The organism is Methylomonas sp. EFPC1 (genome assembly GCF_016925515.1).
GTDB classification, from domain to species: Bacteria; Pseudomonadota; Gammaproteobacteria; order Methylococcales; family Methylomonadaceae; genus Methylomonas; species Methylomonas defluvii.
Genome location: NZ_CP070494.1, coordinates 2,037,416 through 2,052,264, shown reverse-complemented (window position 1 = coordinate 2,052,264; position 14,849 = coordinate 2,037,416). Strand labels below are relative to the sequence as shown.

10 protein-coding genes are annotated in these 14,849 nt (G+C 50.7%); 2 read left to right on the top strand and 8 right to left on the bottom strand.

Going from position 1 to position 14,849, the window contains the following annotated elements; translation table 11 throughout:
* Nucleotides 1-53 precede the first annotated feature (53 nt).
* Entirely contained in the window at nt 54-1,310 is a 1,257-nt protein-coding gene (locus JWZ98_RS09440) for a glycosyltransferase (RefSeq protein WP_205454090.1), read from the bottom strand.
* 1,048 nt (nt 1,311-2,358) lie between these two features.
* On the bottom strand, nt 2,359-2,742 hold the full coding sequence (locus tag JWZ98_RS09435) for an LA2681 family HEPN domain-containing protein (RefSeq protein WP_205454089.1): 384 nt from the start codon (nt 2,740-2,742) through the stop codon (nt 2,359-2,361).
* A 64-nt stretch (nt 2,743-2,806) separates the two neighbouring features.
* Between JWZ98_RS09435 and JWZ98_RS09430 the strand changes: the two genes are divergently transcribed.
* Both JWZ98_RS09430 and JWZ98_RS09425 read left to right on the top strand, forming a co-directional pair.
* Nucleotides 2,807-3,904: an IS5 family transposase gene (locus JWZ98_RS09430; protein WP_205451336.1), complete on the top strand. Its 1,098-nt coding sequence runs from the start codon at nt 2,807-2,809 to the stop codon at nt 3,902-3,904.
* 297 nt (nt 3,905-4,201) lie between these two features.
* Nucleotides 4,202-5,299 carry an IS5 family transposase gene (locus JWZ98_RS09425; protein ID WP_205450272.1) on the top strand — a complete coding sequence of 366 codons (1,098 nt, stop codon included), beginning with the start codon at nt 4,202-4,204 and terminating at the stop codon, nt 5,297-5,299.
* A 153-nt stretch (nt 5,300-5,452) separates the two neighbouring features.
* On the opposite strand, the gene JWZ98_RS09420 is transcribed toward JWZ98_RS09425, so the two are convergent.
* From JWZ98_RS09420 to hrpA, 6 genes are all read right to left on the bottom strand, one after another.
* The gene (locus JWZ98_RS09420; protein WP_205454088.1) at nt 5,453-6,316 is read right to left on the bottom strand and encodes an LA2681 family HEPN domain-containing protein; all 864 of its coding nucleotides are present in this window, start codon (nt 6,314-6,316) and stop codon (nt 5,453-5,455) included.
* A 406-nt stretch (nt 6,317-6,722) separates the two neighbouring features.
* On the bottom strand, nt 6,723-7,082 hold the full coding sequence (locus JWZ98_RS23500; RefSeq protein WP_346015193.1) for a transposase: 360 nt from the start codon (nt 7,080-7,082) through the stop codon (nt 6,723-6,725).
* A gap of 568 nt (nt 7,083-7,650) precedes the next feature.
* Nucleotides 7,651-8,628, bottom strand: a complete 978-nt coding sequence (cysK, locus tag JWZ98_RS09410; protein ID WP_101055571.1) for a cysteine synthase A — start codon at nt 8,626-8,628, stop codon at nt 7,651-7,653.
* 1,010 nt (nt 8,629-9,638) lie between these two features.
* Nucleotides 9,639-9,962, bottom strand: a complete 324-nt coding sequence (locus tag JWZ98_RS09405; RefSeq protein ID WP_033158040.1) for a hypothetical protein — start codon at nt 9,960-9,962, stop codon at nt 9,639-9,641.
* Nucleotides 9,963-10,117: 155 nt separating this feature from the next.
* On the bottom strand, nt 10,118-10,825 hold the full coding sequence (locus JWZ98_RS09400; protein WP_033158041.1) for a rhomboid family intramembrane serine protease: 708 nt from the start codon (nt 10,823-10,825) through the stop codon (nt 10,118-10,120).
* Nucleotides 10,826-10,867: 42 nt separating this feature from the next.
* Nucleotides 10,868-14,761: an ATP-dependent RNA helicase HrpA gene (hrpA, locus tag JWZ98_RS09395; protein WP_205454087.1), complete on the bottom strand. Its 3,894-nt coding sequence runs from the start codon at nt 14,759-14,761 to the stop codon at nt 10,868-10,870.
* Nucleotides 14,762-14,849: the final 88 nt, after the last annotated feature.

The following is a 14,849-nucleotide window of genomic DNA, read 5'->3' as shown; positions in this document are numbered from 1 at the left end:
ATAAGGGGCCGTTCGGCGTTGCTCGCGCCGAGTGATGTATTCGGCAAATTGAGTTAGTCGGCGCTGGCGCTGCGAGTCGAAGCCCTGATCGTTGCCGGCAGGTTTGCCGGGCAGTCGTAAAGCAGGTCGCTGATCGACTGGCTGATGCGCGGCAAGCCGCCCATGTCGATTTGATACATCCGGCTGTGGTGGACGTTGGTGCGGCGCAATTCCTCGCGGACGGTATCCATCAGCAATTTGGGCGTCAGATTGTTGGGGTGAATGGCGCGCACCAAACCTTGCAGGGCCAGGCGTTCCGCGCGTATCCATTGCTCCTGCGAAGGTTTGACGCGCGGTACCAAGATCGCCCGCTTACGTAAGGTCAATAGCTCGCAGGTGGAGTTATAACCGCCCATGCTGACCACCAAATCAGCGGCTTCCATACAGGCCATCATGTCGGTGTTAAATTCCTGAATCACCACGTTTCGGCAACTGCGCGCCAAAATTTCAAGCTGGTGGCGGCGGCTTTCCGACATTTCCGGACCGCAAATCATCAGGGTCATGGTGTTGTCGCCCAGATCTTGCCGATTCAAGCCTTCCAGATAACTGTGCAGCAATTGGTAACCGTCTTCACCGCCACCCGCTGTCACCAGCACCAGACGTTCCTGGGTACAGCCGATTTGCTGCCGAATTTCGCCGGCGCGTTTGTCGCTGCGTTCGCGGGCTATATAGCCGCAAAAGTCGACTTTTTCGTGGCTGGCGTCGGGAAATTCGTATTCCTTGCGCATGTCGTAAATCTCAGGCGAACCGACCACCAGCACCTTGTCGTAATGGGATTGAATGGCGTCGTGATAGCCGTTTTTTTTCCAGACCGGTATCGTGCTTTCCGGACTGTCGAGGATGTCACGCAACAGCAAAACTAGCTTGGCACGGTGCCCGCGGCGTTGCATCAGATTGAGAGCCGCGCCCAATTCGTCGCTGACGCCGTAGGGCTTTTTATCGACCAAAATCAAATCGGGGTCGAAATCCAGCACTGCGCAGCGGATGATGTTGCTGCGCAGTTTGAGCAGTTGCGCGTATTCCATGTCCAGAAACTTCACCGAATAATCGCCTTTCACGCTACGCGACAGACACGGCAATTTGATGTAATCGATCCGGTCCGGAATCCGGAAGGCGTGCAACATCGGCGAACCGGACAAAATCAGCACCGAGACATTCGGGTCGGCATCCACCAATGATTTAGAAATAGCCAACATCCGCCGGATATTGCCCAGACCGAAGGTATCGTGGGAATACACAATGATTCTTTTGGATTGTTTGCTAAGCGTCATGGCCCGGATTCCTTTTGCTGCATCGTCACTATGCGGGCGCCATTAGTTTCCAGTGAGGATAATCTGACGCCCGGTTCAATTTCGGTAACCAGACAAAACCGCGGTTACGTGCAGCGTTTATTCCTGGGTAAACCAGCAAGGTTCATTCAAATCGGCATTTTCATCAAACTTTAATCTGGCGATGTTACCCGGCCTGACCAAAGATGCATGAACCTGGTTATTGCGCAGCATGTTTTAAACACGGTGGAAATAAATTGAGAAGGACGGAATCCGGGATTTTGAAGCGCTTCGGGAATGTGGCGCCAATGGTTTGAGCGATGTGCAAGTCGGCATTCGATCTGCTCTGCTTTCAAACAGCGCAGCGGAATTAAGAGGTTTTTAAGCAAAAAGGCGAACAATCCGCCGCGACTGAAACAATCCCACAAAGGAGGATATATGTTCAGGCTTACAACGATATTGTTAATCGGCGTGTTATGGTCCGGAACCGCTTTGGCGCATGGAGACGATTGGGGACATGGCCACCATAGGCGGCATCATCACCATCACGGGCATGCTTACCGGCCATATTTTAGGATGCATGGCCCGGCAAGATTGGGCTATTACCCGCCCCCGCCTCCGCGTTATTTCGCGCGGCCGCCGCTGGACTATTACGGCTATCCGCCGCGGCCGATGCCCCGATATGATTACCGGGAGCGCTGGTGATTGGAGGCTTGCCGGGAGTCAAACGATTGATTGCTTTGACTCAGGATTAGAGATAACAGCCATTTGCATTTGGGGTTGGTTGGCACTTCCAAGCATCTGGCTTCAATCGGCCAAAAACTGCCGGGCGAAATAAAAGTGCCAATGACAAATGTCCTGCCAAAAGCAGGCGTAGATTTGGTGAGTTTACGAACGCACAAATCGCGATCGATGCAGTTCACGCTGTTCAGCGCACCCTACGGGCTAGTGAACGTCTGTTTATTAAGCCACCGCAGTAAACCCAAAAATGTGCGGAACTCTTTATAAGGCTGGAGAACCTTATGGTCTAAATTGTAGTTTTGTAAAAAAACTACCACCTTTGGTAGCCAACTTCGTTCATTTGCATTTGTACTGAAAGTCCTTGATTGTTTTGTTTGGCTTGCTTTTCATGGCTCTCAACAGCCAAAGATAAATAAATTAATGCACTACGAGCGAGTTTTAAAAGTTTTATGGTCTGTTCTTGCAATTCATTTTCATCAATCGGGTAAGTTGATTCATAACCATTGGCTTTTCGATGACTACTAGGGCAGTAACAGGAATTCTGAACTTTTAAATACTTATGTGAAATATGATTACGGATATTATTCAATTGCTTAGCATCCGGTTCTGTAGGTAGGGCATCATTTTTATAGTAAATATCCTTGCTCAGCCAGTATAGCCCCTTAACAGGCTGGTGAAAAACTCGAAAAGCCAAGTAAGCTAAGGCATAGATGAGCCGCCAACTGTTAAAATAGGCTACCTAAATTTGGAGCCTTTCAATGCGCGGACACGATGCCATCCAAAACAACTGGTTCAGCTACATCAACCTGGAAGACCGCATTCCCAAGCAGCATCCGTTGCGCCGTTTACGGCTGTTGGTCGATGGCGTACTGGCCTCGATGGATGCCGTCTTTGCCGCGCGTTACTCGCACACTGGCCGTCCCTCGATTGCCCCCGAAAAACTGCTGCGCGCCTTGCTGTTACAAGTCCTGTATACGGTCCGTAGCGAGCGTCAGTTGATGGAACAACTGGACTACAACCTGTTGTTTCGCTGGTTTGTTGGTTTGGGTATCGACGATGCTGTCTGGGAGCGCAGCGTGTTCAGCGCCAACCGCGAACGCCTGCTGTCCGAAGCCCTGAGTCGCGAATTTTTTGAGCGGGTACTGGCCATAGCCGAATGGCAAAATCTGGTGTCCGACGAACACTTCAGCGTCGACGGTAGCCTCATTGAAGCCTGGGCCTCGCATAAAAGCTTCGTTAAAAAAGACGGCAGCGGCCCGGACAAACCCGCCGGCCGCAATCCCGAGGTCGACTTCAGCGGCGAAAAGCGCAGCAACGCCACCCACCACAGTACGACCGATCCCGAAGCCCGGCTTTACAAGAAAGGCGAATACACCGAGGCCAAACTGCGTTACATCACCCATGCCTTGTCCGAGAATCGCAACGGCCTGATTGTCGATGTCGAAACCACTCAAGCCACCGGCACCGCCGAAATCGAAGCCGCGCAAAACATGATCAAACGCCGCGTGCCCCAAGGCGGCAGCGTCGGTGCCGACAAAGGCTACGACCAAGCGGCGTTCGTCAACGGACTCGAGTCCCGTGACATCAAAGCCCATGTGGCCCGCAAAAAGACCGGCAGTGTCGTCGATGGCCGGACCGCTCGCGGCAAAGGTTACGCCCAAAGTCTCAAGCGCCGCAAAATCGTCGAAGAAGCCTTTGGCTGGGTCAAAACGGTCGGCGGCCTGCGCAAAACCCGTCACATCGGCTTAGCCAAAGTCGCGGGTCAGGCCTTGTTTTGCTTTGCCGCCTACAACCTGACGCGCATGCTCAACCTATTGGTGTTCACGCCGAAACCGGCGTGGAGTGCACCCGCCTAGGGTGAAGTTCGCCTGAAAACCGTCCACAGACGGCTTCAGGCGAATAAAAAGCCCTTGAAACCGGGGCAAAACGCTTGAAACTCGATGTCATGACCGATTTCAACTCGAAAAAATCACTTACATCGTGGGTAAGGGGAAATATCGGCGGGTTTTTCACCAGCCTGTTAAGCGGCCAATTTTTATCCATTTGAAATGCATGGGTTAACAGGCTGGTGAAAAACTCGAAAAGCCAAGTAAGCTAAGGCATAGATGAGCCGCCAACTGTTAAAATAGGCTACCTAAATTTGGAGCCTTTCAATGCGCGGACACGATGCTATCCAAAACAACTGGTTCAGCTACATCAACCTGGAAGACCGCATTCCCAAGCAGCATCCGTTGCGCCGTTTACGGCTGTTGGTCGATGGCGTACTGGCCTCGATGGATGCCGTCTTTGCCGCGCGTTACTCGCACACTGGCCGTCCCTCGATTGCCCCCGAAAAACTGCTGCGCGCCTTGCTGTTACAAGTCCTGTATACGGTCCGTAGCGAGCGTCAGTTGATGGAACAACTGGACTACAACCTGTTGTTTCGCTGGTTTGTTGGTTTGGGTATCGACGATGCTGTCTGGGAGCGCAGCGTGTTCAGCGCCAACCGCGAACGCCTGCTGTCCGAAGCCCTGAGTCGCGAATTTTTTGAGCGGGTACTGGCCATAGCCGAATGGCAAAATCTGGTGTCCGACGAACACTTCAGCGTCGACGGTAGCCTCATTGAAGCCTGGGCCTCGCATAAAAGCTTCGTTAAAAAAGACGGCAGCGGCCCGGACAAACCCGCCGGCCGCAATCCCGAGGTCGACTTCAGCGGCGAAAAGCGCAGCAACGCCACCCACCACAGTACGACCGATCCCGAAGCCCGGCTTTACAAGAAAGGCGAATACACCGAGGCCAAACTGCGTTACATCACCCATGCCTTGTCCGAGAATCGCAACGGCCTGATTGTCGATGTCGAAACCACTCAAGCCACCGGCACCGCCGAAATCGAAGCCGCGCAAAACATGATCAAACGCCGCGTGCCCCAAGGCGGCAGCGTCGGTGCCGACAAAGGCTACGACCAAGCGGCGTTCGTCAACGGACTCGAGTCCCGTGACATCAAAGCCCATGTGGCCCGCAAAAAGACCGGCAGTGCCGTCGATGGCCGCACCGCGCGCGGCAAAGGTTACGCCCAAAGTCTCAAGCGCCGCAAAATCGTCGAAGAAGCCTTTGGCTGGGTCAAAACGGTCGGCGGCCTGCGCAAAACTCGTCACATCGGCTTAGCCAAAGTCGCGGGTCAGGCCTTGTTTTGCTTTGCCGCCTACAACCTGACGCGCATGCTCAACCTATTGGTGTTCACGCCGAAACCGGCGTGGAGTGCACCCGCCTAGGGTGAAGTTCGCCTGAAAACCGTCCACAGACGGCTTCAGGCGAATAAAAAGCCCTTGAAACCGGGGCAAAACGCTTGAAACTCGATGTCATGACCGATTTCAACTCGAAAAAATCACTTACATCGTGGGTAAGGGGAAATATCGGCGGGTTTTTCACCAGCCTGTTAAGCCCTTTTTGCAATCAGTATTTTGATGCCAGACCTTACGAAAATCAATTCTGTCTGTTTTCAATCCAAGCGTCCAATATTCATTAATCAAATAAGCAACTTTGTCGAATATTGCATAAGCACCTAGAAATGCCATTTTGGCTTTTTCAACCCAAAGTCGATAAATACGAGCATCCAGCATGTCCACCAAATACATTTGCCGATCAGAAAAATGTAGGCTTATTTTTTGAGATTCTTCAATAGCTTCAAATAGAATATAACGAGATGCTATATACTCTTGCTTCAGTTGGTTATAGATTCCATAAATCTCAGGGGGGGTGTCTGAAATTAGTGTCGTAATAGACGGAAGATGTAAGTTGTCATAACTAGCATTCGCTGTTTTTTCAATATCATTTAGTGGATTAAGAAAAAGTCGGTTATCTAAACTCCATTGACGGTAAGTTCGTTCCAGCTTTGAGCGTCCAGGAATTTTTTTGCTGGTTTCAATCGAGATACTTTCCCAGTTGGCAATACTATTTAAATATATTAATAAGTTTCCATAAAACTCTTTTGCATGTTCTTCTACACCTAATTCCAATGCTTTGTTTAATGAGATATGACTGTATTTTAGAAAAATTGGCTTTTGATCCTCATCGTATAAATGTTGCGCATAGTCAAAAAGTGCTTTGCCTTTACTTGCATGTGCCATTCCAAAATCAGGATGCTTTTCAATAACCGAATCCCATCTTTCCAAGGCTTCAACAAAACGTCCAACAGAACTTAAAGCATTACCAAGATTGGTTTCGACTCTATAACGCAGATCCAAATTATCCAATGATAATGGAATATCGTGGAAAGCAGCGTGTGACAATCTTAAGTGGTAAATGTTCTTTTCAATAGAATCAGAGTTTGTTGCTGATTTCTGTAAATTGGCATGGATATTGGCAGCAAAAAAATCGAGTTACGCCAGATCAAATGAAGTTATGTTTTGTGATTTAAATTTTTCAATTTCTTGGAGAAAACTATTTAATAGAGCATTATTATATTCCAAAGCATTGTCTATATTTGATGCTAATTGTAAAAGTTCATTTTTCATAATCATATACAGCGGACAATTGCAAAAAATTAGGCCGCTCCGATTAGCGGTAGCGTAATCGGAGGAATGTTGGCTTCGAAATGTACGATTAGCTTGCGTAATCGTACATTCCTTTTAAAGGACAGCTTATTTTGCCAGGGCCGTAGGGCGAATAAGCAAAGCGTCATCCGCCGATAATGCGTCAATTATCCGGTTCGCCCACTTCGAATGATGCCAAATCTAACCCCGCCCAATTTAATGGATAAATATCCATCTTGACCAAGCGGTGAAAACTTGAATACGGCCAATCTTTAACCGCTGTCGCCCAACCATGCTTGACCGGATTATGATGAATATAATCCATATGTGCCGCATAGTCGGCGTCATCGATAATGGTATGCTCCCAAAAACGGCGTTGCCATATGCCACGCTCGTGGCGCTTTATTCTGGTTGCTGAACGATATTCGGTTTTAGGGATTGCTTTCGAGAAGGCTTTTTTTATTGCTCGCCATCGGTTGGAATATAGATCATCACCGGCCGGTAATGTCCAGATTGCATGCATATGATCAGGCAAAACCACCCAAGCATCGATATACCCATAGGGCACAAGTAAAATGGCTGCTTTTCCCGTACCACTCGTACCGCTTCCCGTAACGCTACAACATGGTCGATCAACAGCATCGATTTCCGTTCGAGCAGGTTGACGGTGAAAAAATAGGTGCCACCAGGAATGCGATTGCGTCGATAGTTTGGCATGAAAAGAGTTTAACCCATTTGGCGGATTACGCTACGCTTATCCGCCCTACAGCCACCTTGAAATTGTGAACAAACTGTCGGGATCCATGGGCTAATGTAAAGACTAAATTAGTCGCTCACCAGAAATCGGGGGCTGTCCGCAACGGGTCGACTCCAGTAAACCAACAATCTCAACCCTCCCGTTTTGCCCTGAACACCGGACTTCCCAGTTGTTTATTCAGCCGCAACTTGCACAAGACAGAAATATTTCAGCTATCGGCCAAGATGATGTTTCGACCTGATAATGCATATAGCGGAAATACAAAGGGGACAGCAGCCAGTTTGCTAAGCTTTTACAAAAACCTTAGCCACTGCCCCTTAACTTCAGCGGCGACTCAAACCGCCACGCCTTGCGCATCGAACAAGCCTTCGAATAAAGCAGAGCTCAAATAGCGCTCGCCGGAGTCCGGCAGTACCACCACTATGGTCTTGCCGACATTTTCCGGCCGTTTTGCCACCCGCACTGCCGCCGCGACCGCCGCGCCGCAGGAAATTCCGGATAACAAGCCTTCTTCCCGCGCCAAACGCCGCGCATATTCAATCGCTTCATCATTACTGACTTGTTCGACGGCATCGATCATGGATAAATCCAATACATCGGGCACAAATCCGGCCCCTATGCCCTGAATTTTATGCGGACCCGGTTGCAAATCTTGACCGCTACGGTGTTGACTCAATATCGGGCTGGCTTCCGGCTCCACGGCAATAGAAACGATGGGTTTGCTTTGCGTGAGTTTGATGTAGCGCGACACGCCGGTTATGGTGCCGCCGGTGCCGACGCCGGCAACCAAAATATCGACCGCACCATCGCTGTCATGCCAAATTTCCGGTCCGGTGGTCTGCTCGTGGATTTGCGGGTTAGCGGGGTTTTTGAACTGCTGCAACAGTACATAGCGCTCAGGATCGGAAGCGACAATCTCTTCAGCCTTGGCAATGGCACCTTTCATGCCTTTGGCGCCCTCGGTCAGCACCAGTTTGGCGCCGTAGGCCACCAGTAATTTGCGGCGCTCGATACTCATGGTATCCGGCATCGTTAAAGTCAACGGAATGCCGCGGGCGGCGGCGACAAAGGCCAGTGCTATGCCGGTATTGCCGCTGGTTGGCTCTATCAATTCCTTGCCGGGTCCCAGCAGGCCGCGCTGTTGCGCATCGTTGATCATTGCCGCGCCGATGCGGCATTTCACCGAATATCCAGGGTTACGCCCCTCGACTTTAGCTAACAGGGTGACTTGAGCGCCGTCGGTAATGCGGTTAAGCCTGACCAGCGGTGTTTTGCCGATAGACTGTGAATTGTCGGGATACCAATATGCCATAACATTTTCCTTCAAAATGGATAGTCCAAAAAAAGCCAGTGCGCATTGACCTGCACTGGCTGTTTGTGGGGTTGAATTAAGCTCACACCGCTAAATCAGAAAAACGTGCTGCACACGCCCTGAATAGCCGTAGTACCACAGCTCCAAGATTGCGCCTGTTTGAAGATTTTTGCAACCTGCAGCCAGGCGCATCGTGCATCCCTGGGATAGCCGGCCATCAATCAAAGACAGTAAATTCAAGCCGCAAGAAAACACCGCCAGCCAAAGCCTAGCGTTACCGGAAAGTAATTGAAGGTTGGAAGAATGATCCTGAAAGCGCACACCGGTCAAGGCATGCGCGGAATCGGCAGAATTTACTTTTTGGATGTTCTGATAATTGAAGTCAGATGACGACCGCATTGTGCACAAACGAAGTTTCCGGTGGGTACGCCGGAGACATATTCTTTGGCTAACGACGGGTGGTCGCAGTGCTCGTCATTTCTGCTTTTAGTTGATGTATCTAATTTCTTTGCGTCCATAATCTTCCCCTTGCTTTACGCATACTTACAGGATTATTTAACAAATTTTTTACGTTAAAAGTTAAGCAAAAAACATACACACAGAACACAAGCTTATGTACTTAAAAGACTTTTAATAGCCGCAGACCAAACCCAGCAAAAGTCGAACCGTCAGGTGTAAATTTTCTCGACTTAGCCATTGACGCTAACCATCCGCTTTACCGATACAACAGCCGCTTAATACGCCAATTTGCAGAATTTGAGCAGCTAATAGAGTGAAATCGAAAAAATCAACTGAACCAGTTTGTTTGCTTGCAAAAAAGCTGCTGTAAAAAATTCCGACAGCTGATAAACGCCGGGGATCTGGCCGGCTACCAGGGAATTTACCGGGCCAAATACCATTATTCAAGCCGCCGGACCGCGCAACCATTTCGGAAAATAATCAATGTGTGGCAAACCGACAGGCACAAAAAAGGGGCTCGTAAGCCCCTTTTTACGATTGCGTGGAGCAGTTTATTTAACCGCTTCAGCAATTTTGTTGAACGCTTCAACCCGTTGCTTGCCGGTATTGGCTAAATCGATGCCATTCTCGACGATCATTTGAATCAAGCCCGGTGTGCTGTAAACGATTTTGCCCATGTAAGCCACTACCGGCACGGCAACAATCGCACCGAACAAGGTACCGATACCTACCATATGTAGCATTTTGGTAATCAACACCACTATATCCAGCGGCAACAAAATCAAAGTACCGAAGTACAACAATACGATGAATGTGAACAGCGCGAACACCACAAACTGCAGCAGTCTTACCAATGCGACATTAAGGTTTTTCATGTTAATTTGTCTCGAATGAATGAAGAATCTTTTGCAAACACAGGCAACGAACTTGTTTTTCGTTGCCATTTCAGCCGGTTAGCCAACTGGCGGCATTATAAAATAAAAGCCCTACCGTTTCTTGCTTTTTTGCCGACTAACCGTGGCTTGGACGCCTATTCATCTGACTGGAATTGATATGCCGCGGGTTTCTTTTCGATAAAAAACGGATGCAGCAAAGCGCCGGCAACGAAACCACCCAGATGCGCCCACCAGGCCGAATCTACTGCGACATTATCTAAAACCGCTGCGGTGAATACATCGCCGATTTGGATAATCACCCAGAATCCAAGAAAGGCTATCGCCGGCACATGGAAAAACAGCGGATAAAACAGGATGGGAACCAGTATCACTACGGTAGCTTGCGGGAAGCGAAAAAAATACGCCCCCAACACGCCGGCGATGGCGCCGGATGCACCCACCACCGGCACCGCCATCTTGGGATAAAAATACCACTGCGCATAGGTTGCCAACAGTCCGCACAACACATAAAACGCCGCAAAGCGTTTATGTCCCATCAAGTCTTCGATGTTGTCGGCGAATATCCATAAAAACACCATGTTCATCAACAGGTGCAGGAAACCGCCGTGCAGGAACATATTGGTAAAAAACGACAGATAATGATCCGGCGGCAAACCAAAACTATAAGCCCAATCCGGATTGGAATAGCGAATCGGCACCATCCCGTACATGTAAACAAAGTGCTGCCCCATTTCGTCCGGCATAAACAGCATCGCTACGTACACTGCTATGCAAATAGCCATGATGCCCCAGGTCACATAAGGCTTGATGTTACAAGGTATCGAATCTCGAATGGGTATCATCTTGGGCTTCCTTCTGTAGTGGGCACAAAAATCAGAGGCTGATTAAAACTTTTCGTTCCAAGTCTTTTCCAGACGCTGCACCGAAACCGGATAAGCCGTTTTCAGTTGCTGCGCAAACAAGGACACACGCAATTCCTCCAAACTCCAGCGGAAGGCTTCGCGTTCCGGCATCGGCACCAAAGTCTTCATTTGCTTTTCGACATGCTGCCAAAAGCGTTGCGATAGCCTGTGCAGACCTTGGATGTCCGCCGAATCGGGCTTTTGCTTATCCAGACGACACTCAATGGCTTTTAAATAACGCGGCATCGCTTGTATCTGCGCCAACGGCGTATATCGTAAGAAACCACTAAACAGCAGCAAACTCAGTTGTTTTTCCAAGTCTTCCCGCAAATTTGGGCTGACGCCAGGCTGCTTCAATCGCTGTCTTACCGTTTGATAGTTTGCCATGATTTCCGTGACATGCTTGCCCACCTGATTCCCAACCGTGACCAGCGTAGCCTTTTTGGCCGCCAGCGCTGCTTCGAACTGCTGCTGGCTCCGAATCGCACTATCAGCAACAAACACACTGTTAAAGATCAAGAATAGTAGATCCTCCTTAAAATCGCCGCCCGGCCGTTCTGTCAACAACGGATGCTTGGGCAGTTGGTTATAGGCCAATTGCAAGGTGGCCTGGACCCCACTGTTTTTTAACAAATACTGGGCGTCCTTGCGGCACTGCAACTGAAACAACTTGGTTAAGCCGTCGAAATGCGCCAACTCGGCCTTATATTGCGTGTCGAGTATCTTCACCCCCACCGTGTTGCCTTCATCGACAATGGCCGGAAAGCCGATGAAGGTCTGGCCTTTTTGCATGAACTGCCAAGTCTCGGGCAAGTCGTCGAATGCCCAGGCAATGCAGCCGGTATGATTCATCTCCTCTTGCGCCAACTTGTCGAAACTGTCGCCAGCCTTGGTGGCATGATCAGCTTGCAACTTGGCCAGATTGCGACCATAGCCCAAGGCCCGGCCATGATCATCAACGATGCGGAAATTCATTTTCAAATGGTCCGGCAAGGCATCCGGCTGCCACTCATTCAAGGGTATCGATTCGCCGGTCAGTTTGCGCAAACGACCGCTCAACCACTCGAACAACGAGCCCTTAAAATCCGGTTCAATTTCCAGGCAAGCTTTGGCGGTGTTCGGCACCGGCACGAAATGCTTACGCAGATGCTTGGGTAGCGATTTGATCAAGGCCGTGACTTTTTCTTCCAGCATGCCCGGGACCAACCAATCGAACGGCGCCTGGCGAATTTGATTGAGCTGATGCACAGGTACGATGGCCGTCACCCCGTCTTCGTCGTGACCCGGCTCAAAGCGGTAATGCAATTCGATAGTCAAATCGCCAACCTTCTTGCTATCCGGAAAATCCCAATCGTTGATCTTGCCGTCGTCGTGGCGGGTCAAATCTTCCTTAGTCAGAAACAGAATCTTCGGATTATCGCGCTCAACTTTCTTGCGCCATTGATCGAGGGTAATCCCGCTGACCACCTCGGCTGGCAGTTTTTTATCGTAAAACTGATACAGCCATTCCTCGTCTTCCACCAAATCGACGCGGCGGCCCTTGTGCTGGATGTAACCCACCTCTTCCAGCAAGGCCTCGTTGGCCTTAAAGAACGGCGCGTTGCTGTGATAATCGTGATTCACCAACGCATGGCGGATAAACATCTCCCGCGCGGCTTTAGGATCGACGTTTTCGTAAGGCACTTTGCGCTTGGCCTGCAAGGTCAAACCGTACAATAAGGTGCGCTCGTAAACCCCGCTACGACCGGCGTTTTTCTCCCAATGCGGGTCGTAGTAATTGCGTTTGACCAAATGTTGGGCGCAGGATTCTATCCATTCCGGCTCGATCTTGGCGACGGTCCGTGCATAGACCTTGCTGGTTTCGACTTGTTCGGCGGCCATGATCCATTTCGGTTTGGCCTTATGCTGGCCGGAACCCGGAAAGATGAAAAACTTCAAACCCCGCGCACCCAGATATTCGTATTGCTCGTGTCTAAAACCGATATTCGATAACAAACCCGGCAGCAACGCCATATGAATCTGTTCGTAATTGGCCGGATTGCCACTGGTCTTCAAGCCCAAATCACCGCGCGCCACCTGCATAATTTGAGTATGGATGTCATGCCATTCGCGCATGCGGATATAGGATAAGAAATTGTCCTGGCAATACTTGCGCAGTTTGCTGTTGGTCAGATGCTTTTTCTGTTCTTCAAAGGCATTCCACAGATTCAGCAAACTCAAAAAGTCCGAATCTTCGGCCTTGAACTGGGCATGTTTGGCTTCGGCCTGCGGCAATTTATCGGCCGGTTTGTCGCGCGGGTCCTGGATGCTCAGCGCCGAGACGATGATCGCCACCTCGTGCAGCGAACCCAGTTGCGCCGCTGCCAGCAGCATGCGCGCCAGTTTGGGGTCGGTCGGAATCTTCGCCAACTGCCGGCCAGTTTCAGTGAGATTGCCCTGCTTATCCAACGCATCGACTTCGAACAGCGAAGTCTTGCCGTCGCGGACCATTTTTTCGTCGGGCGGTTCGACGAACGGGAATTCTTCGATGTCGCCGAGCTTCAGCGCCGCCATCTGCAAAATCACCGACGATAGATTGGTGCGCAGTATCTCCGGATCGGTAAACTCCGGCCGAGCCAGATAATCCTCTTTCGAATACAGCCTGATGCAAATACCTTCGGCCACCCGGCCGCAACGTCCTGCCCTTTGGTTAGCGCTGGCTTGCGAAATGCGTTCGATCGGCAGGCGTTGAATCTTGCTCTTGGCGCTGTAGCGGCTAATGCGGGCGTGGCCGGAATCGATCACACAGCGTATACCCGGCACCGTTAGCGAAGTCTCTGCGACGTTGGTCGCCAAGACAATGCGCGGCTTGTTGCCGCTGGGCTTGAACACCCGCTCCTGCTCGCTAACGCTGAGTTTGGAATACAGCGGCAACACTTCGTAACGGGTGTTGTTATGCGACTTGCGCAAGGATTCGGTGGTCTCGCGAATTTCATGCTCGCCGCTCAAGAAAATCAGAATGTCGCCGCGCATATCCCGATACAACTCGTCCACCGCATCCAGAATAGCTTGCTGCAAATCGGCGGAGGTTTCGTCGTCTTCCTCGATCAGTTCGATGGGCCGATACCGCACATCCACCGGATAGGTACGACCAGACACGTTGACGATGGGGGCATCATTAAAATGCTTGGCAAAGCGCTCCGGATCGATGGTCGCGGAGGTAATCACCACCTTCAAATCCGGCCGCTTCGGCAATAGCCAGCGTAGATAGCCCATCAGAAAATCGATGTTCAGGCTGCGCTCGTGGGCCTCATCAATAATGATGGTGTCATATTGGTTTAAGTAAGGATCGTTCTGCGACTCGGCCAGCAGGATACCGTCGGTCATCAGCTTGACCAGCGAATTGGGGTGGGTCTGGTCGTGAAAACGCACCTTGTAACCCACCGCCTGGCCGATGGGCTGGCCCAATTCCTCGGCGATGCGGTCGGCGACAGTGCGGGCCGCGATTCTTCGTGGTTGAGTGTGACCGATCAAACCGGTTACGCCACGGCCGATTTCCAGACAAATCTTCGGCAACTGCGTGGTCTTGCCGGAACCGGTCTCGCCGCAGACGATGGTGACTTGATGATTTTTAATCAACTCGGCAATCTCGTCCTTCTTGCCGCTGACCGGCAAATCAGGGTAATTAATCACCGGCACCGAAGCCCGGCGCTGATTGCACCGCCCGACCGAACGCTCGATCTTATCCGCCACTTGCTGCACTTGTCCGGCCACATCCTTGCCCTTACTCGCCTCGCTGCGCAAGCGGTCGAGCTGGCGTTTCAAGCCGTGGCGATCGGTGCCCATGCAGTTTTGGAGATTTTTGGCGAGTTGCTTCAGGGTGTCAGGAACAGGCATGAGGATGGCGAATATCGTAAAAGCCCAGCATTATAAGGGCAGACGGGGCGGCTTTATATTTGGCTTATTGATCCGGCCTTTAAATGTC